Here is a 15,024-nt window from a genome sequence, read left to right as displayed (position 1 = left end):
ATTTTCCTAAATTTGATTTCACTATAAAAACTAAATATTAAAAATGAGTAAAATATTAGTAACTGGAGGTTTGGGTTACATTGGTTCGCACACAGTTGTAGCTTTACAAAATGCAGGTTATGAAGTTGTGATTATAGACGACTTATCGAACACAGAAATTAGCGTGTTGGATAAAATTACTTCTATTACTAGAACAAAACCAACTTATTTCGAGATTGATTTAAAAGATCAAGAAAAAGTAAACGAATTTTTCAAAACAAATAAAATAGATGGAATTATCAACTTCGCAGCGCATAAAGCAGTTGGAGAATCTGTTGAAAAACCGTTGATGTATTATCGAAATAATCTTTTAGGTTTAATTAATCTTTTGGATGCAATGAAAGATTTTGATGCTAATAATATTATTTTCAGTTCGTCTTGTACAGTTTACGGACAAGCGGATAAAATGCCTATTGATGAGCAAACTCCACTGAAAAAACCTGAATCTCCTTATGGAAAAACGAAACAAATGGGAGAGGAAATTTTAGAAGATTTCTCAGCAGCCTTTGATAAAAATGTGATTTGTTTACGTTATTTCAATCCAGTAGGTGCGCATCCAACTGCTAAAATTGGAGAATTACCAAAAGGAATTCCAAATAATCTAATTCCTTATGTTACACAAACTGCAGCTGGAATCAGAGAAGCGTTATCGGTTTGGGGAGATGATTATCCAACGCGTGACGGAACGGCAATTCGTGATTATATTGATGTAAATGATTTGGCTGATGCACACGTAAAAGCAGTAACTCGTTTAATCGAAAATAAAAATAAAGCAAAGCTAGAATTCTTTAATCTTGGAACGGGAACAGGATCTACGGTTTTAGAAGTTGTTCACGCATTTGAAGATGCCAATGATTTGAAATTGAAATACGAAATCAAAGAGCGTCGCGCAGGAGATATTATCGAAGCTTATGCAAATAACTCTTTAGCAGAAAAAGAATTAGGGTGGAAACCTGAAACAAAATTATCAGAAAGTATGCGTACTGCCTGGGAATGGCAAAAAAGTTTAGAAAAATAAAAGATGATTCAATTACCAACAGCGGGTTTATTAGTTATTAAAAATAATAAACTGCTTTTGACATTTAGCAAAAATAAAAAAGCGTGGTATTTACCAGGTGGAAAAATTGATAAAGGTGAAAATTCTGAAACAGCTTTGGTAAGAGAAATAAAAGAAGAATTGAGTTTGGATTTGGTAAGAGAAGAGCTCAATTTTTATTGTCATATTACAGCTGAAGCATATGGAGAACAGGATCTTTTGATGGAACAAGATTGTTTTTTGTACGATTTGAACGAAGAAATAAAACCAACAAATGAAATTGAAGCTTACAACTATTTTACTTTTGAAGAATATTTACAAGAAGAAATTCAAGTAATTGGTGTAATTAAAGTTTTTGAAAAATTAACAAAAGATCATTTATTGAACTAAAATAATTTCAAAAATAGAAGGCAATCCGTAATCGAGATTGCCTTTTATTTTTTATTATTTAGTCTTTTTCAAGATGTATTTATCTTTCAAATTTCCTGTAATTTCTTTTCCTTGTTGATCCAAAACTTTCAATCTATTTTCTTCAACTTTCAACACTAATGGACTTACATTCGAATTTAAATGTAAAACATTGCCAGAAGCATCCCATTTATAAAATCCTTCGTCTTGGTAAACCGTTTCTTTTCCTAAATATTCTTGTTCAATAAAAAAGTTACCATCTTTTTTCAATTCAACAATATATTTTATTCCCTCGCAATCGGCGCAAGGTAAAGTTCCTTCATATTTTCCAGCCCAATCCAACGAATTCATAGAATTGTGTTCTTTTTTTACAGCTTCTGTAATTTCTTTAGAAGAATCTGTATTTTTTTGTTCTTGTTGAACACCTTTTGATTGGCAAGAGAATATAATGAAAGATGCGAAAATACTCGCGAAAATAGATTTTTTCATAAATTAATTTTATGATATTTTTAACAACAAATTTGATACCAAATTACGACTATATTTTTCTAACTTTCAACTAAAATTTTATAAAATGTTTCGCTCAAAAAAAATACAAACACCTCTTGGAGAAATGCTTGCAATAAAGTCGGAAAAAGGACTTTGTATGTTAGAGTTTTTTGATGGAAAATCGACCGAAAAACAACTCAAAGAAATAGAAAACTTAGGTGAAATTTTAGAAAAAGATGATGAAATTTTGAATCGTTTAGAAACTGAATTGAACAATTATTTTAAAGGAAATTTAAAAGAATTTACCATTCCACTTGATTTGATTGGAACTGATTTCCAGAAAAAAGTTTGGAACGAATTAATTAAAATTCCATTTGGAGAAACAAGATCATACAAAGATCAATCGATAGCCGTTGGAGATTTATTAGCGATACGAGCAGTTGCAAATGCGAACGGGAAAAACAAAATTGCAATCGTAGTACCTTGTCATCGCGTAATTGGCTCAGATGGTTCGTTAACTGGGTATGCAGGCGGAAAGAAACGCAAACAATTTTTGTTAGAATTAGAATCGAAACAATTGAATCTGTTTTAGAAAAAATAATTGTAAATTAGCCAATCAGAAAAGTAATGTATGAGTGTTGAGCTATTACCAGATGGAAGAGTAAAAAAGCCTGAATGGTTACGTGTAAAATTGCCTACGGGGAAAAAACATCGCGAATTAAGAGGTTTAGTAGATAAATATAAATTGAACACCATTTGCCAAAGTGGAAGCTGTCCTAATATGGGCGAATGTTGGGGTGAAGGAACTGCAACATTTATGATTTTGGGAAATGTGTGTACGCGTTCATGCGGTTTTTGTGGTGTAAAAACTGGTCGTCCAGAGCAAGTGGATTGGGCAGAACCAGAAAAAGTAGCGCGTTCTATCAAATTAATGCAAATAAAACATGCGGTTTTAACTTCTGTTGACCGTGATGATTTAAAAGATATGGGATCGATTATTTGGGCAGAAACAATACATGCTGTTCGTAGAATTAGCCCAGGAACAACGATGGAAACATTGATTCCAGATTTTCAAGGAATTGAAAAACACATCGATCGTATTGTAGAAGCTGCACCAGAAGTGCTTTCTCATAATATGGAAACGGTTCGTCGTTTAACACGAGAAGTTCGTATTCAGGCAAAATATGATCGTTCGTTAGAAGTTCTACGTTATGCAAAAGAAGCAGGTCAACGTCGTACAAAGACTGGAATCATGCTTGGTTTAGGTGAGTTTGAAGACGAAGTTTTTGAAACAATTCAGGAAGTTGCTGATGCAAATGTAGATGTTATTACAATTGGTCAATATTTACAACCAACGAAAAAACATTTACCTTTGAAAGAGTTTATCACACCAGAACAATTCAAGAAATATGAAGATTTTGCACGTGGATTAGGATTCCGTCATGTAGAATCTGGACCCTTGGTTCGTTCTTCTTATCACGCAGAGAAACATATTTTATAAATAGATTTATTATCATATTTTAAAGAGACACAAGTTATTGTGTCTCTTTTTTGTTATATTTAAATCTTAATCACTAAATATGAAGAAACTAATCGCACTAATCATTTTAATTTCAAGCTATACAAATGCTCAATTTTATGAGGTAGAATATGAGACTCAGATTAAAGTAAAATACAATGAAAAAGGTTTAGATTTTTATAAAGAGATTTCTGATCCTGAAGTAAGAAAACAAAATATTGATCAGAATGAAAATCCTCCTGCTTTAGATTTTAAATTTATTTTCAATAATGATGAAGCAAATGTAATTGAATTACCAAAAGTTCAGAATGGGCAAGGACAGATTGTTTTTATCAAGAAAAGTGCACCATATATGTATTTTGGAACAACTTATTTCAATCATGCAAAACAAGAAACGTTGATGCAACAAGATGTTTATGGAAAAAAATATATTGTTTACGATAAAATAAATAATCTTGATTGGAAATTATCAAATGAAACAAAAAATATTCTCGGATATAAAGTACAAAAAGCAACAGCAAATTTTAATGACAGAATATTTGTAGCTTGGTTTGTTCCAGAAATGAAAACAGATTTGATGCTTATTAATTTCAAAAGTCCAGGGGGTTTAGTCCTTGATCTTGAAATTTTTTATGAAGATGAAATGGGGAAATATTTTGTAGTTTATAAAGCAAATTCCATCAAAGAAAAAACTAAATTCAAATTTATTGTTCCGACAAAAGGAAATAGAATTTCGAGCGATGAATTAGAGATAATTTGGGAAGATCTTGATAAAAAAAGAAATGAAGCTAATAATCAAGGAATAGAAAAAAAGGACTAATATGAAAAAAATAATCGCACTAATTATTCTGATTTCTAGTATTGCAAATGCTCAATTTTATGAAATTGAATACGCGAGGTACAACCTCAAATTCATTTTACGGATAAAGCTTTAGAAAATTTGAAACAATATTATCCAGATCAAAAACAACGTGAAGAATTTTTAGAATCTGCGAAAAAAATTCCTAAACAATTTTATAGTTTCAAATACAATGAAACCAAAAGCCAAACTTCTTATATTTTGAGAGTTGATAATACTCAAGAACCTTCACAAATGTCGATGGGAATTCGACCAGATATTGGGAGTAATCCGATATTTAGTTATAAAGAGAATTTATATTACTACGAAACGGATATGTTTACAGGTAATAAAATGGTGATATATGATTCTTTGCAAAAAGTGAATTTTGTAGAAACTAGAAAAACTAAAAATATATTGGGTTTTGGTGTAAAAGAAGCGATAACGAAATACAAAAACTATGATTTAATTGCTTGGTATGCGCCTCAAATTTCGTATGAATATTCGCCAGATAAATATTATGGTACAAAAGGTTTGATTTTAGAATTGCATTATAAATACACGAAAGATGATGTAGAAGTGATGATTTCATGGAATGCGACAAAGAAAAAAGAATTAAAAAAAGCACCAATTTTTACAATAAATAATAAGTTACAAAAGGTATCCTATTCAGAATTTATGAGAATGATTGAAGAGGATAATCAAAAACAGTGCGAATTACATAATCAAGGTGTAGATAGAAAATAAAATCATATAAATAATGAAATCAAACTTGCTTAACTTTAAGCAAGTTTTTTTGTGTATGAAAATTAAAGCGACATTACTCACAATTGGTGACGAGATATTAATTGGTCAAATTGTGGATACAAATTCGGCATTTATCGCCAAACAATTGAATAAGATTGGGATTGAAGTGGAAGAAATTATTTCTGTTCAAGACGAAATGAGTCATATTATTGAAGCTTTCGAACGAGGAATTTCTAAATCAGATATTGTAATTGTAACAGGAGGTTTAGGACCTACAAAAGATGATAAAACTAAAGCAGCTTTGTGTCAATTTTTGAATTGTGAACTAGTTAAAGAGCCTAAAGTTTTAGAAAATATTGTTCAATTATTTGTTGCCAGAGGTTACTCAAAAGAGTTGAATAATCTTAATCAAGATCAAGCGTTAATTCCAAAAAAGTCTATATTTATTCAGAACAAATATGGAACAGCGCCATGTCTTTGGACAGAAATTGAGAATAAAATTATCATCAATTTACCAGGTGTTCCTTTTGAAATGAAAGGATTAATTCGTGACGAAATTATTCCAAAATTACAAGACCAATTTCAATCAGAAACTATTGTTCATCATGATATTTTGGTGAGTGGAATTCCAGAAAGTGATTTAGCAATTTTGTTAGAAGAATGGGAAAATAATTTGCCCGAATTTATTCATTTGGCGTATTTACCGAATCGAACATCGATTGATTTACGATTTTCTGCATTTGGAACGAATAAAGAATTTTTACAAAATGAAATTCAGCATCAAATCAATCAATTCAAATTAATTGCAGGAGAATTTCTAGTTTCTGAAAATTCAGGAAATGCGCAGCAAATTTTGGGTGATATTTTAAAAGAAAAAGGATTGACAATTTCGACTGCCGAAAGTTGTACTGGAGGAAATATAGCAAGTTTGATCACGTCTGTTTCGGGAAGTTCTACTTATTATTTTGGAACAATTGTTTCGTACGACACTTCTGTAAAAGTAAATTTGCTAAATGTGAATCAATCTGACATTGATGAATTTACAGTAGTTTCGGAACAGATTGCTGAACAAATGGCAAAAGGTGTTCGAAATCAATTAAAAACGGATATTAGTATTTCTACAACTGGTGTCGCTGGTCCAAACAAAGGCGAAGATGGAAAAGAAGTTGGAACGGTTTGGATTTCTGTTACAAATGGTCATTCAACATTGAATAAAAAATATTTTTATCCCTATTTAGATCGAGAAGAATTCATTAAAATTGTTTCCAATAATGCGCTGAATTTAGCAATTCAGTTTGTGAGAGAGGAGTGTTAAAATAATGACTCTTGGGCAAACCAGAGTGATATGAAAAGATTATAAATAGAAATCAGAGTGATAGTGTATTTTTTAATGTCATATAATTTAGTGAAAAAATTTAAATATTTCCTAAAATATATTTAGTCTATTAAATTAATAGAGTTTATATTTGTCGCAAATTTTGTGTCAAATGTTAAAAAAGATTGCGAGCAATACATTATTTCGATTGCTTTTGGGTGTGATTGCCGGTTTGGTTTTAGGAAATTATCTGAACGAAAATACAATTCAAGTTGTTTTATCCTTAAAATATTTTACAGGGCAATTAATTTTCTTTTTGGTTCCGTTAATTGTGATTGGTTTTATCGTTTCTTCAATTACGAAATTAAGCGAAGGCTCTGCTAAAATAGTAGGTTTTTCATTATTAATTGCATATTTATCTTCAATAGGAGCGGGGTTATTTTCGATGATTGCAGGTTATCAAATCATTCCAAATTTATCTATTCCAACTTCAGTGGATTCGTTGCGAGAAGTTCCAAAAATTTTATTTCAATTAGATATTCCGCCAATTTTTTCGGTGATGACAGCGTTGGTTATTTCGTTGATGCTAGGAATGGGAATTTTGATTACAAAAGCGAAGGAATTAGAAAATATTTTTGATCAATTTAAAGACATTGTAATTCTTTTGGTAAATAAAGTTTTGATTCCAATTTTACCTTTTTTCATTGCTGCAAATTTTGCAATTTTGAGTTATGAAGGTTCTATTGAAAAACAATTACCAGTTTTCTTGAAAGTAATTTTAATCGTTATTATTGGTCATTTTATTTGGATGACATTAATGTATACAATCGCAGGGTTTTATCATAAAACAAATCCATTCAAACTACTAAAACATTATCCTCCTGTCTATTTAACGGCTGTTGGAACAATGTCTTCTGCTGCATCTTTGGGTATTGCTGTGAAAGCAGTTGACGATAGTAAAGTAATCAAACCAACGATTGCTAATTTTACGATTCCATTTTTCTCGAATACACATTTATGTGGTTCGGTTTTGACAGAAGTTTTCTTTGTAATGACGGTTTCGCAAGTATTGTATGGTCATATTCCTGATTTAGGAACAATGGTAACTTTTGTTTTGCTTTTAGGCGTTTTTGCAGTTGGTGCACCAGGAGTTCCAGGTGGAACAGTTGTCGCTTCGTTAGGATTAATTTCAAATGTTTTAGGGTTTGATGAAGCTGGAGTAGCTTTGATCTTGACTATTTTCGCATTGCAGGATAGTTTTGGAACGGCGTGTAATATTACAACTGATGGCGCATTGAGCATGATTGTAGATAAATATGCTGAAGAGAAATAATTTTAACTCAACTATGAAAATATAAAAAAATCACTTCGTCTCGAAGTGATTTTTTTTGCTTTATTTTCTTCTTCCTCGATGAGGATTCTTTGGTTTCGTATCTTTTTTGGGTTTAAAACCTGTATTATTTTTCTTGAAATTATTATTGTTACTATTTGCGTCAGGTAATTTATAAAACTCTTTTGGTGTTTTAATCACCGTCACATAATTACCAATCAATTTCTCAATATTTGCCAAATCACCTCTTTCGTCAGCAGCACATAAAGAAATCGCTTTTCCTTCTCGTCCTGCACGACCAGTACGTCCAATTCGATGTACATAGGTTTCAGGAACATTCGGTAATTCGTAATTAATCACATAAGGTAATTGATCAATATCGATTCCACGAGCAGCAATATCAGTGGCAATTAAAACTTTTAATTTTTCTTCTTTGAAATCATTCAAAGCACGTTGTCTTGCATTTTGAGATTTATCACCATGAATTGCAGAAGCTGGAATTCCTGCTTTTTCCAAATGTCTTACCAAACGATTTGCGCCGTGTTTTGTACGTGTAAAAATCAAAGTACGATCTTCTGGATGTTCGTTTAAAATGCTGACCAAAAGTTTTACTTTCATGTCTTTGTCTACATGATAAACAAATTGCTCAACCGTTTCGGCAGTCGAAGAAACAGGTGTTACGCTAACTTCTTTTGGACGACGAAGAACTGAATGAGAAAATTTTCGAATGTTTTTTGGCATTGTTGCCGAAAAGAAAAGTGATTGTCTTTCTTTTGGAATGATTTCTAAAATCTTTTTGATTTCATGAACAAATCCCATGTCCAACATACGATCGGCTTCATCTAAAACAAAAATCTCTATTTGATTAATTTTTAAATGTCCTTGTCCAATCAAATCTAACAAACGACCAGGCGTTGCAATTAAAATATCAACACCATTTTTGATAGCACCGATTTGTGGATTTTGATTAACACCTCCAAAAATAGCCAAATGTTTCAATGGTAAATTTTTACCATATAATTTAAAACTTTCGTTGATTTGAATGGCTAATTCACGCGTGGGTGTTAAAATTAATGTTCTAATTTTTCTTCCTTTACTCGGAGAATTTGTTAAGTTTTGTAGAATAGGAATCGCAAAAGATGCCGTTTTTCCTGTTCCTGTTTGCGCGCAACCAATAATATCATTCCCTTCTAAAACTAAAGGAATAGATTGCTCTTGAATTTCGGTTGGTTCTGTATATCCAGCCTCTTCAATTGCTTTTAAAATTGGTTCAATTATATTTAATTCTGAAAAATTCATTGATTAAAATCGTGTAAGTTTTTATATAGAAATAGATAAGCACTTCCGTCGAAGTGCTTTATAATTAAAAATAAATCTATTCCATTTCTTTTGCGTTGCGATCAATTTTTTCATCAGGTTCTGTTGCATGAACAGAGTTTACTGAATAATTTCTCCAACGTTCTAAAATATCTATCATATCAGCAGGCATCGGAGATTCAAAATACATACGTTCTCCTGTTGTAGGATGATCAAATCCTAATGTGCGTGCGTGTAAAGCTTGGCGTGGACAAGCTGCGAAACAATTGTCAACAAACTGTTTGTATTTGTTGAATGTTGTTCCTTTCAAAATGCGATCTCCACCATAACGAGCATCATTGAATAATGGATGTCCCAAATGTTTGAAATGCGCACGAATTTGATGTGTACGACCTGTTTCTAATTTACATTCGACCAATGTAACGTAAGAAAAATTCTCCATTACTTTATAATGTGTCACCGCATGTTTACCTTGATCTCCGTCAGGAAAAACAGCCATTTGCATACGATCTTTTAAGTGTCGACCAATATGTCCTGTAATTGTTCCTTCTTGTTCTGCCAAAACTCCCCAAACCAAAGCATTGTACAAACGGTCTGTTGTGTGAGCTGCAAATTGTTCTGCTAAACTTGTCATCGCAACTTCTGTTTTCGCAATAACCAAAAGTCCGCTTGTGTCTTTATCTATACGATGTACCAAACCAGGACGCTCCATTTGATCTGACATTGATGGTAAATTATCAAAATGAAACTTTAAGGCATTTACCAAAGTTCCTGTGTAATTTCCATGTCCAGGATGCACAACCATTCCAGGTTCTTTATCAATTACGACAACTTGATCGTCTTCGTAAATAATTTTGATCGGAATATCTTCTGCTATAACTTCATTCTCACGTGGAGGAGTTTCTAACATAATCTGAATAAAATCTCCAGGCTTTACTTTGTAATTTGATTTTACAGATTCATTGTTCACTAAAATGTTTCCGTTATCGGCTGCTTGTTGAATTTTATTTCTTGTTGCGTTCTCAATTCTAACCATTAAGAACTTATCTATACGCAATAACGATTGACCTTTGTCAACCGTTATTGAAAAATGCTCGTATAGTTTATTGTTGTCTTCCTCTTGTAAGAAATCTTCTAAATCTTCTGTCATTTATTCTCTTTCTATTCTATAATAACCTCTTCCGGAGCTTTAGGCGCTTCTGTAGGCTTTGGCTGCTCTGTTGTCGGATTATTTTGTTGTTGCTGTTGTTGCATATCTTTGATTTGCTGTTCAGCTTTTTGTGTTATAATATCTCTATATTGAGAACCGCTAATTGTATCTTCGCCAAAGTTTTTGTACTGAACATCCAATTCTTTTAACTGCGTTCTAATTTTATCGCGAGGTTCTGTTGATAACCAAATATCAATTGGTTGACCTTGATCGTAAGTATCCGTAGCAAATGGGAATTGATAAACAACTCTTGCGTTGATTGTATCATGAGAAGCTCCAATAAATTTGATTTGACCAATCTCGAAGAAATTATCTTTGATTGATTTTTTAGCTTCTGTCAATGTTAAATTAACCAAATTAGGCATTCTAACACCAGATAACATTCCGCGTCCTAATACCAAATCAACTGTCGCAAAACGAGGTAATTGTTCGCCTGCTTTTACAATTTTTCCGTTGTATAATATTTTAAGAACTGCATCTTTTGCTAAATCTGGTTCGTAAATTATTTTTCCAATTTTAAGACCAGAAATTTCTAATTGTGTAAAGGCTAAACGTTTTGATTTTCCAACTAAATCTGGTAATTCAACTGGACGATATGTTTTCGGATTTGACTTAATAAAGATACGACGACCTTCTTTTACACGCGATTCTGCTGCAGGATAAAAATCCATAATAGCAAAAGGTTTCGTATTTGGATCAAAACGAGAACTATCTACTTCATATGTCAAACCAAGTTCTTCTAACTTAGCTGTAGCATCAGTAATATTCATTTTAGATAAATCCGGAACTTCAACAAATTCATTGTGATTTGTATACGAATCTAACCAAATGTTAAAAATAAAATGGTAAAGCCCAAATGATAGCGCTATTACAATAGCTACATTCAGCAAAACTTGAATGATTGATTTTACTCCTTTCATTGAAATGATAAATTGTCGCACAAATATAGTTTAAAAATAATATTTATGATTGATGTCAAAGTTCTATATTTGAATAAATTTTAAATTAAACATGTTAAGAGTAGCAGTTGTAGCAGGTGGATATACGGATGAAAGCGTGATTTCGTTGAAAAGTTGCGAGTTAATTTACTCAAGTCTAAATCCAGAAAAGTACGACAGAACAAGGGTTCGAATCTTAAAAGAAGGTTGGTTTGCCGAAATTGAAGGCGAAAAATATCCAATCAATAAAGGTGATTTTTCATTTGAAAAAAATGGAGAAAAAATTACGTTTGATGTCGTTTTTAATACAATTCATGGTACGCCAGGCGAAGATGGTTATTTGCAAGCGTATTTTGAAATGATTGGTTTACCATACAATGGATGCCCTTTTTATCAATCTGCCTTAACATTTAATAAAAAAGATTGTATCGCAGTATTGAGTAAATATGGAATTCCACACGCGAAATCAATTTATCTTAATCAAGGAGATCAATATTCTGCAAAAGAAATTATCGATCAAGTTGGTTTACCTTGTTTTGTGAAACCAAATCGTTCAGGATCAAGTTTAGGAATTTCAAAAGTTCATAAAGAAGATGAATTTGAAGCTGCAATGCAAAAAGCTTTTCTTGAAGATAAAGAAGTTTTGATCGAATCTTTCTTAGATGGAACTGAGATATCGGTCGGAGTTTTAAATTACAAAGGAGAAACAATGGTGTTGGGAATTACAGAAATTGTTTCGCACACAGAATTTTTTGATTATGATGCAAAATATAATGGTTTGTCTGACGAAATTACACCAGCTCGTTTAACACCAGAAGTTGAAGCAAGAGTAAGAGAAATTGCGGCTAAAGCATATAAATGTATTAATATGTCTGGTTTTTCGCGTTCAGAATATATTATTGTAAACGGAGAGCCGCATTTTATTGAAATGAATACGTTGCCAGGTTTTTCTCCTGCAAGTATTTTTCCTCAGCAAGCTGCTCATGCAGGAATTGCTTTGGAAGATTTGATGGATAGTGAAATAGAATTTGCTTTAAATAGACCTTCAGCATGGATAGAATAGCCGTATTTCCTGGATCTTTTGATCCAATTACTTTAGGACATTTAGATATTATAGAGCGTGCAGTTCCTTTATTTGACAAGATTATTGTTGCTATTGGAACAAATTCATCGAAGAATTATATGTTCTCTTTGGAGCAAAGAATTAAGTTTATTGAAGATTCTGTTGCGAAATTCGAAAATGTAGAAGTGATGGCTTATAAAGGTCTGACTGTAGATTTTTGTGATGAGGTAAATGCACAATTTATTTTACGTGGACTTCGTAATCCAGCTGATTTCGAATTTGAGAAAGCGATTGCGCATACAAACCGAGCAATTACAAATCATAATATCGAAACAATCTTTTTATTAACATCTTCTGGTAAAGCTTACATCAGTTCAAGCATTGTTCGTGATGTCATGCGAAACGGAGGGAAATATGAGATATTAGTTCCAGATGTTGTGAGGATTTAAGAAGATTTTTTCTATTAAATATTGAGAGAGTAGATAATTTATCTACTCTTTTTTTGTGCTATAAAATTTGAAAAGCAATATATTTACAACAATTAACACAAAATAAATATGAAGAAATTAATTTTACTATTAATTGCGTTCGTATTTAGTACGCTTACTTTTGGTCAAGAAAGGCCGATTGCTAAAAAAGTAGAGCAAGCTAAATTAACGAGTCGTAGTTTCAAATCGTATGATGTATTCAGCGATGTAATTCAACAAAAAGGGAATCAATTTGCAGACTTTGCAAAAGGAGTTTCTGTTTTTAATTTAGAAAAAGCAGAATTAACTAAATTATATCAATCAAAACCAACTTCTTTAACATTAGATGTTCCGTTTGAAGGGCGTCAAATTAGTTTAGAATTAGTAAAGAATGATGCATTGTTTACGGATAATTTTAAAGCAGTCGATCAAAATAATAAATTAATTAATTACAAACCAGGATTGTATTATCAAGGAATTATCCAAGGCGATAAAACGTCTGTTGTTGCAATTTCTATTTTCGAAGATCAAGTGATTGGTGTTGCTTCATCTACTGCTCTAGGAGATGTGGTTATTGGTAAATTACAAAATTCTGAAGAATATGTAACGTATTCTTCATATAATGTAGAAGCAAAAAGTAACGTAAAGTGTGCTGTAGATCAATTAGAAGAAAATAAAAATTATAAACCTAATTATGATCCAAAAATCTTAAAAAAGACAACGAATGAAATGACTGAAAAATGTGTTCGTGTTTATTATGAGATTGCATATGCTCCATATAAGCAAAATGGTTTAGATGAAACAAAAACACTGAATTGGTTAACAGCTATTCATAATAATATTGCGACACTTTATACAAATGATTACATCAGAACTTCTTTATCTAAAGTGATGATTTGGAAAGAGCAAGATCCATATACGGGTAATTATAGTGCTCAGTTAAACAAATTTAGAACAACAAGAACAGAATTTGATGGAGATTTAGCGCATTTGGTTAATTATCCATCTACAACTTCTGTTGCTTATCTAAATTCAATGTGTAATAATGAATATCATTTTGCTTATTCAGGAATTAACATGACTTATAATAATGTGCCTGTTTATTCTTGGACAATTATGGCGATGACACATGAAATGGGGCACGCATTAGGTTCGCCTCATACACATGCATGTTCATGGAATGGAGATAATACTGCAATAGATGGTTGTGCTCCAACTTATGATCCTAGTTTAGCAGAAGGAACTTGTCCTACAGGACCAATACCTTACGCTGATAAAGGTACAATTATGAGTTATTGTCATTTAGTAGGTGGAGTAGGTATTAACTTTTCTAATGGTTTCGGAGAACAACCAGGGAATTTAATTCGTGCTACTGTTGATGGTAAAATTTGTTTAAGTACAGATTGTAGTATGACTTGTCCACAAACGATAAAATCTGTAACAGGTTCTCTTGAAGGACAAAATATTACATATACGTTAAATGATGATGTAGGAACTGTTTGGATTTATAAGTTTCAGAAAATTGGTGATACAGAAGCTCAATGGAAAGAAACGACATCAAAAATATTAAAGTTTGAAAATTTAGATCGAAATGCATACTACAGAATTGAAGTAGCAAATAAATGTACAGCAACATCTAATTCTTCTTCTGTAACATCAATTATTGAAATTCCTGGAGATTATTGTAATGGAGATATTTATTATGATTCTGGTGGAGCAAATGGAAACTACTCGCCTAATGAGAATTTTATAAAAGTATTTAAACCTCTTGTTGCGGGCGAAAAAGTGTCAATCACTTTTACAGAGTTTGATGTAGAACCTGCTGATGAAAATGGAGTTTATGATTATATGAATGTATATAATGGAACATCTAGTAATGCTTCAAAATTATTTGAAAATGGAAAAGAATTAAACGGAAATAAAATTCCTGGACCATTCGTTTCTACAGATGACTCTGGAGCAATTACTATTCGTTTTAGATCAGATGGTGGATTAGAGTTAAAAGGATGGGCAGCACAAATTAATTGTAATTCTTTAGGATTAGAAGATTTGAATAAAGTTGAGTTTAATATTTACCCTAATCCTACTGCTGATTTTGTCACACTGTCAAGCAAAGAAAAAATTGTTAGCTATCAAGTTTTTGATATGTCAGGTAGATTGTTGGCAGAAACAAATAAGATAGATAAAAAAGAATCAAAAATAGATTTATCTAAATATCCAAAAGGAGTATATTTATTAAATATAAAAACAGATAAAAAATCTTATTCACAAAAAGTGACTAAGAAATAAACTGTACTAATTTTTTTAA

General features: G+C 31.7%; 15 protein-coding genes. 11 read left to right on the top strand and 4 right to left on the bottom strand.

Annotation, left to right across the window (positions count from 1 at the left end; all coding sequences use genetic code 11):
• Positions 1–43 precede the first annotated feature (43 nt).
• Positions 44–1,057 (top strand): UDP-glucose 4-epimerase GalE, encoded by a 1,014-nt coding sequence (gene galE, locus B3J26_RS07070; RefSeq protein WP_291073965.1) that lies wholly within the window; start codon positions 44–46, stop codon positions 1,055–1,057.
• 3 nt (positions 1,058–1,060) lie between these two features.
• Complete coding sequence (locus tag B3J26_RS07065; protein WP_221854189.1) at positions 1,061–1,465, top strand: NUDIX hydrolase; 405 nt, start codon at positions 1,061–1,063, stop codon at positions 1,463–1,465.
• A gap of 54 nt (positions 1,466–1,519) precedes the next feature.
• Here B3J26_RS07065 and B3J26_RS07060 read toward each other — a convergent pair whose 3' ends face one another.
• Positions 1,520–1,972: a copper resistance protein NlpE gene (locus tag B3J26_RS07060; RefSeq protein ID WP_115001559.1), complete on the bottom strand. Its 453-nt coding sequence runs from the start codon at positions 1,970–1,972 to the stop codon at positions 1,520–1,522.
• An 85-nt stretch (positions 1,973–2,057) separates the two neighbouring features.
• Here B3J26_RS07060 and B3J26_RS07055 point away from each other — a divergent pair, with 85 nt between their 5' ends.
• The 6 genes from B3J26_RS07055 (at position 2,058) to B3J26_RS07030 (ending at position 7,724) form a co-directional block, all read left to right on the top strand.
• Positions 2,058–2,564 (top strand): methylated-DNA--[protein]-cysteine S-methyltransferase, encoded by a 507-nt coding sequence (locus tag B3J26_RS07055; RefSeq protein ID WP_115001557.1) that lies wholly within the window; start codon positions 2,058–2,060, stop codon positions 2,562–2,564.
• 39 nt (positions 2,565–2,603) lie between these two features.
• Positions 2,604–3,473, top strand: coding sequence for a lipoyl synthase (gene lipA, locus B3J26_RS07050; RefSeq protein WP_280050982.1), 870 nt, complete (start codon positions 2,604–2,606; stop codon positions 3,471–3,473).
• Between the two features lie 79 nt (positions 3,474–3,552).
• The gene (locus B3J26_RS07045) at positions 3,553–4,311 is read left to right on the top strand and encodes a GLPGLI family protein (protein WP_291073962.1); all 759 of its coding nucleotides are present in this window, start codon (positions 3,553–3,555) and stop codon (positions 4,309–4,311) included.
• Between the two features lie 120 nt (positions 4,312–4,431).
• Positions 4,432–5,076 (top strand): GLPGLI family protein, encoded by a 645-nt coding sequence (locus B3J26_RS07040; protein ID WP_291073960.1) that lies wholly within the window; start codon positions 4,432–4,434, stop codon positions 5,074–5,076.
• A gap of 55 nt (positions 5,077–5,131) precedes the next feature.
• Positions 5,132–6,391 carry a CinA family nicotinamide mononucleotide deamidase-related protein gene (locus B3J26_RS07035; RefSeq protein ID WP_291073958.1) on the top strand — a complete coding sequence of 420 codons (1,260 nt, stop codon included), beginning with the start codon at positions 5,132–5,134 and terminating at the stop codon, positions 6,389–6,391.
• A gap of 172 nt (positions 6,392–6,563) precedes the next feature.
• Positions 6,564–7,724 carry a dicarboxylate/amino acid:cation symporter gene (locus B3J26_RS07030; protein WP_125348645.1) on the top strand — a complete coding sequence of 387 codons (1,161 nt, stop codon included), beginning with the start codon at positions 6,564–6,566 and terminating at the stop codon, positions 7,722–7,724.
• A 60-nt stretch (positions 7,725–7,784) separates the two neighbouring features.
• Here the strand turns inward: B3J26_RS07030 and B3J26_RS07025 are convergent, their stop codons facing one another.
• The 3 genes from B3J26_RS07025 to B3J26_RS07015 all read right to left on the bottom strand — a co-directional run bounded on the left by B3J26_RS07025 (position 7,785) and on the right by B3J26_RS07015 (position 11,168).
• Positions 7,785–9,020 (bottom strand): DEAD/DEAH box helicase, encoded by a 1,236-nt coding sequence (locus B3J26_RS07025; RefSeq protein ID WP_291073956.1) that lies wholly within the window; start codon positions 9,018–9,020, stop codon positions 7,785–7,787.
• Positions 9,021–9,096: 76 nt separating this feature from the next.
• Entirely contained in the window at positions 9,097–10,188 is a 1,092-nt protein-coding gene (locus tag B3J26_RS07020) for an RluA family pseudouridine synthase (protein ID WP_038331881.1), read from the bottom strand.
• Between the two features lie 11 nt (positions 10,189–10,199).
• The gene (locus tag B3J26_RS07015) at positions 10,200–11,168 is read right to left on the bottom strand and encodes a PASTA domain-containing protein (RefSeq protein WP_280036867.1); all 969 of its coding nucleotides are present in this window, start codon (positions 11,166–11,168) and stop codon (positions 10,200–10,202) included.
• A gap of 91 nt (positions 11,169–11,259) precedes the next feature.
• Here B3J26_RS07015 and B3J26_RS07010 point away from each other — a divergent pair, with 91 nt between their 5' ends.
• From B3J26_RS07010 to B3J26_RS07000, 3 genes are all read left to right on the top strand, one after another.
• Positions 11,260–12,249 (top strand): D-alanine--D-alanine ligase, encoded by a 990-nt coding sequence (locus tag B3J26_RS07010; RefSeq protein ID WP_115001541.1) that lies wholly within the window; start codon positions 11,260–11,262, stop codon positions 12,247–12,249.
• Positions 12,237–12,698: a pantetheine-phosphate adenylyltransferase gene (gene coaD / locus B3J26_RS07005; RefSeq protein ID WP_115001540.1), complete on the top strand. Its 462-nt coding sequence runs from the start codon at positions 12,237–12,239 to the stop codon at positions 12,696–12,698. The genes B3J26_RS07010 and coaD overlap by 13 nt, the downstream gene beginning before the upstream one ends.
• 108 nt (positions 12,699–12,806) lie before the next feature.
• The gene (locus tag B3J26_RS07000) at positions 12,807–15,005 is read left to right on the top strand and encodes a M12 family metallo-peptidase (protein WP_291073953.1); all 2,199 of its coding nucleotides are present in this window, start codon (positions 12,807–12,809) and stop codon (positions 15,003–15,005) included.
• Positions 15,006–15,024: the final 19 nt, after the last annotated feature.

Origin of the sequence: Empedobacter sp. UBA5987, assembly GCF_002429865.1 — a bacterium.
GTDB classification, from domain to species: Bacteria; Bacteroidota; Bacteroidia; order Flavobacteriales; family Weeksellaceae; genus Empedobacter; species Empedobacter falsenii_B.
This window is presented reverse-complemented; position numbering and strand designations above follow the sequence as displayed.

Bases quoted from the DNA above. Each gene is read 5' to 3' on its own strand.
- B3J26_RS07020 (WP_038331881.1), bottom strand. From the start codon at position 10,188: ATGACAGAAGATTTAGAAGATTTCTTACAAGAGGAAGACAACAATAAA.
- B3J26_RS07030 (WP_125348645.1), top strand. From the start codon at position 6,564: ATGTTAAAAAAGATTGCGAGCAATACATTATTTCGATTGCTTTTGGGT.
- B3J26_RS07025 (WP_291073956.1), bottom strand. From the start codon at position 9,020: ATGAATTTTTCAGAATTAAATATAATTGAACCAATTTTAAAAGCAATT.
- galE (WP_291073965.1), top strand. From the start codon at position 44: ATGAGTAAAATATTAGTAACTGGAGGTTTGGGTTACATTGGTTCGCAC.
- lipA (WP_280050982.1), top strand. From the start codon at position 2,604: ATGAGTGTTGAGCTATTACCAGATGGAAGAGTAAAAAAGCCTGAATGG.
- B3J26_RS07060 (WP_115001559.1), bottom strand. From the start codon at position 1,972: ATGAAAAAATCTATTTTCGCGAGTATTTTCGCATCTTTCATTATATTC.
- coaD (WP_115001540.1), top strand. From the start codon at position 12,237: ATGGATAGAATAGCCGTATTTCCTGGATCTTTTGATCCAATTACTTTA.
- B3J26_RS07065 (WP_221854189.1), top strand. From the start codon at position 1,061: ATGATTCAATTACCAACAGCGGGTTTATTAGTTATTAAAAATAATAAA.
- B3J26_RS07015 (WP_280036867.1), bottom strand. From the start codon at position 11,168: ATGAAAGGAGTAAAATCAATCATTCAAGTTTTGCTGAATGTAGCTATT.
- B3J26_RS07035 (WP_291073958.1), top strand. From the start codon at position 5,132: ATGAAAATTAAAGCGACATTACTCACAATTGGTGACGAGATATTAATT.
- B3J26_RS07000 (WP_291073953.1), top strand. From the start codon at position 12,807: ATGAAGAAATTAATTTTACTATTAATTGCGTTCGTATTTAGTACGCTT.
- B3J26_RS07010 (WP_115001541.1), top strand. From the start codon at position 11,260: ATGTTAAGAGTAGCAGTTGTAGCAGGTGGATATACGGATGAAAGCGTG.
- B3J26_RS07055 (WP_115001557.1), top strand. From the start codon at position 2,058: ATGTTTCGCTCAAAAAAAATACAAACACCTCTTGGAGAAATGCTTGCA.
- B3J26_RS07045 (WP_291073962.1), top strand. From the start codon at position 3,553: ATGAAGAAACTAATCGCACTAATCATTTTAATTTCAAGCTATACAAAT.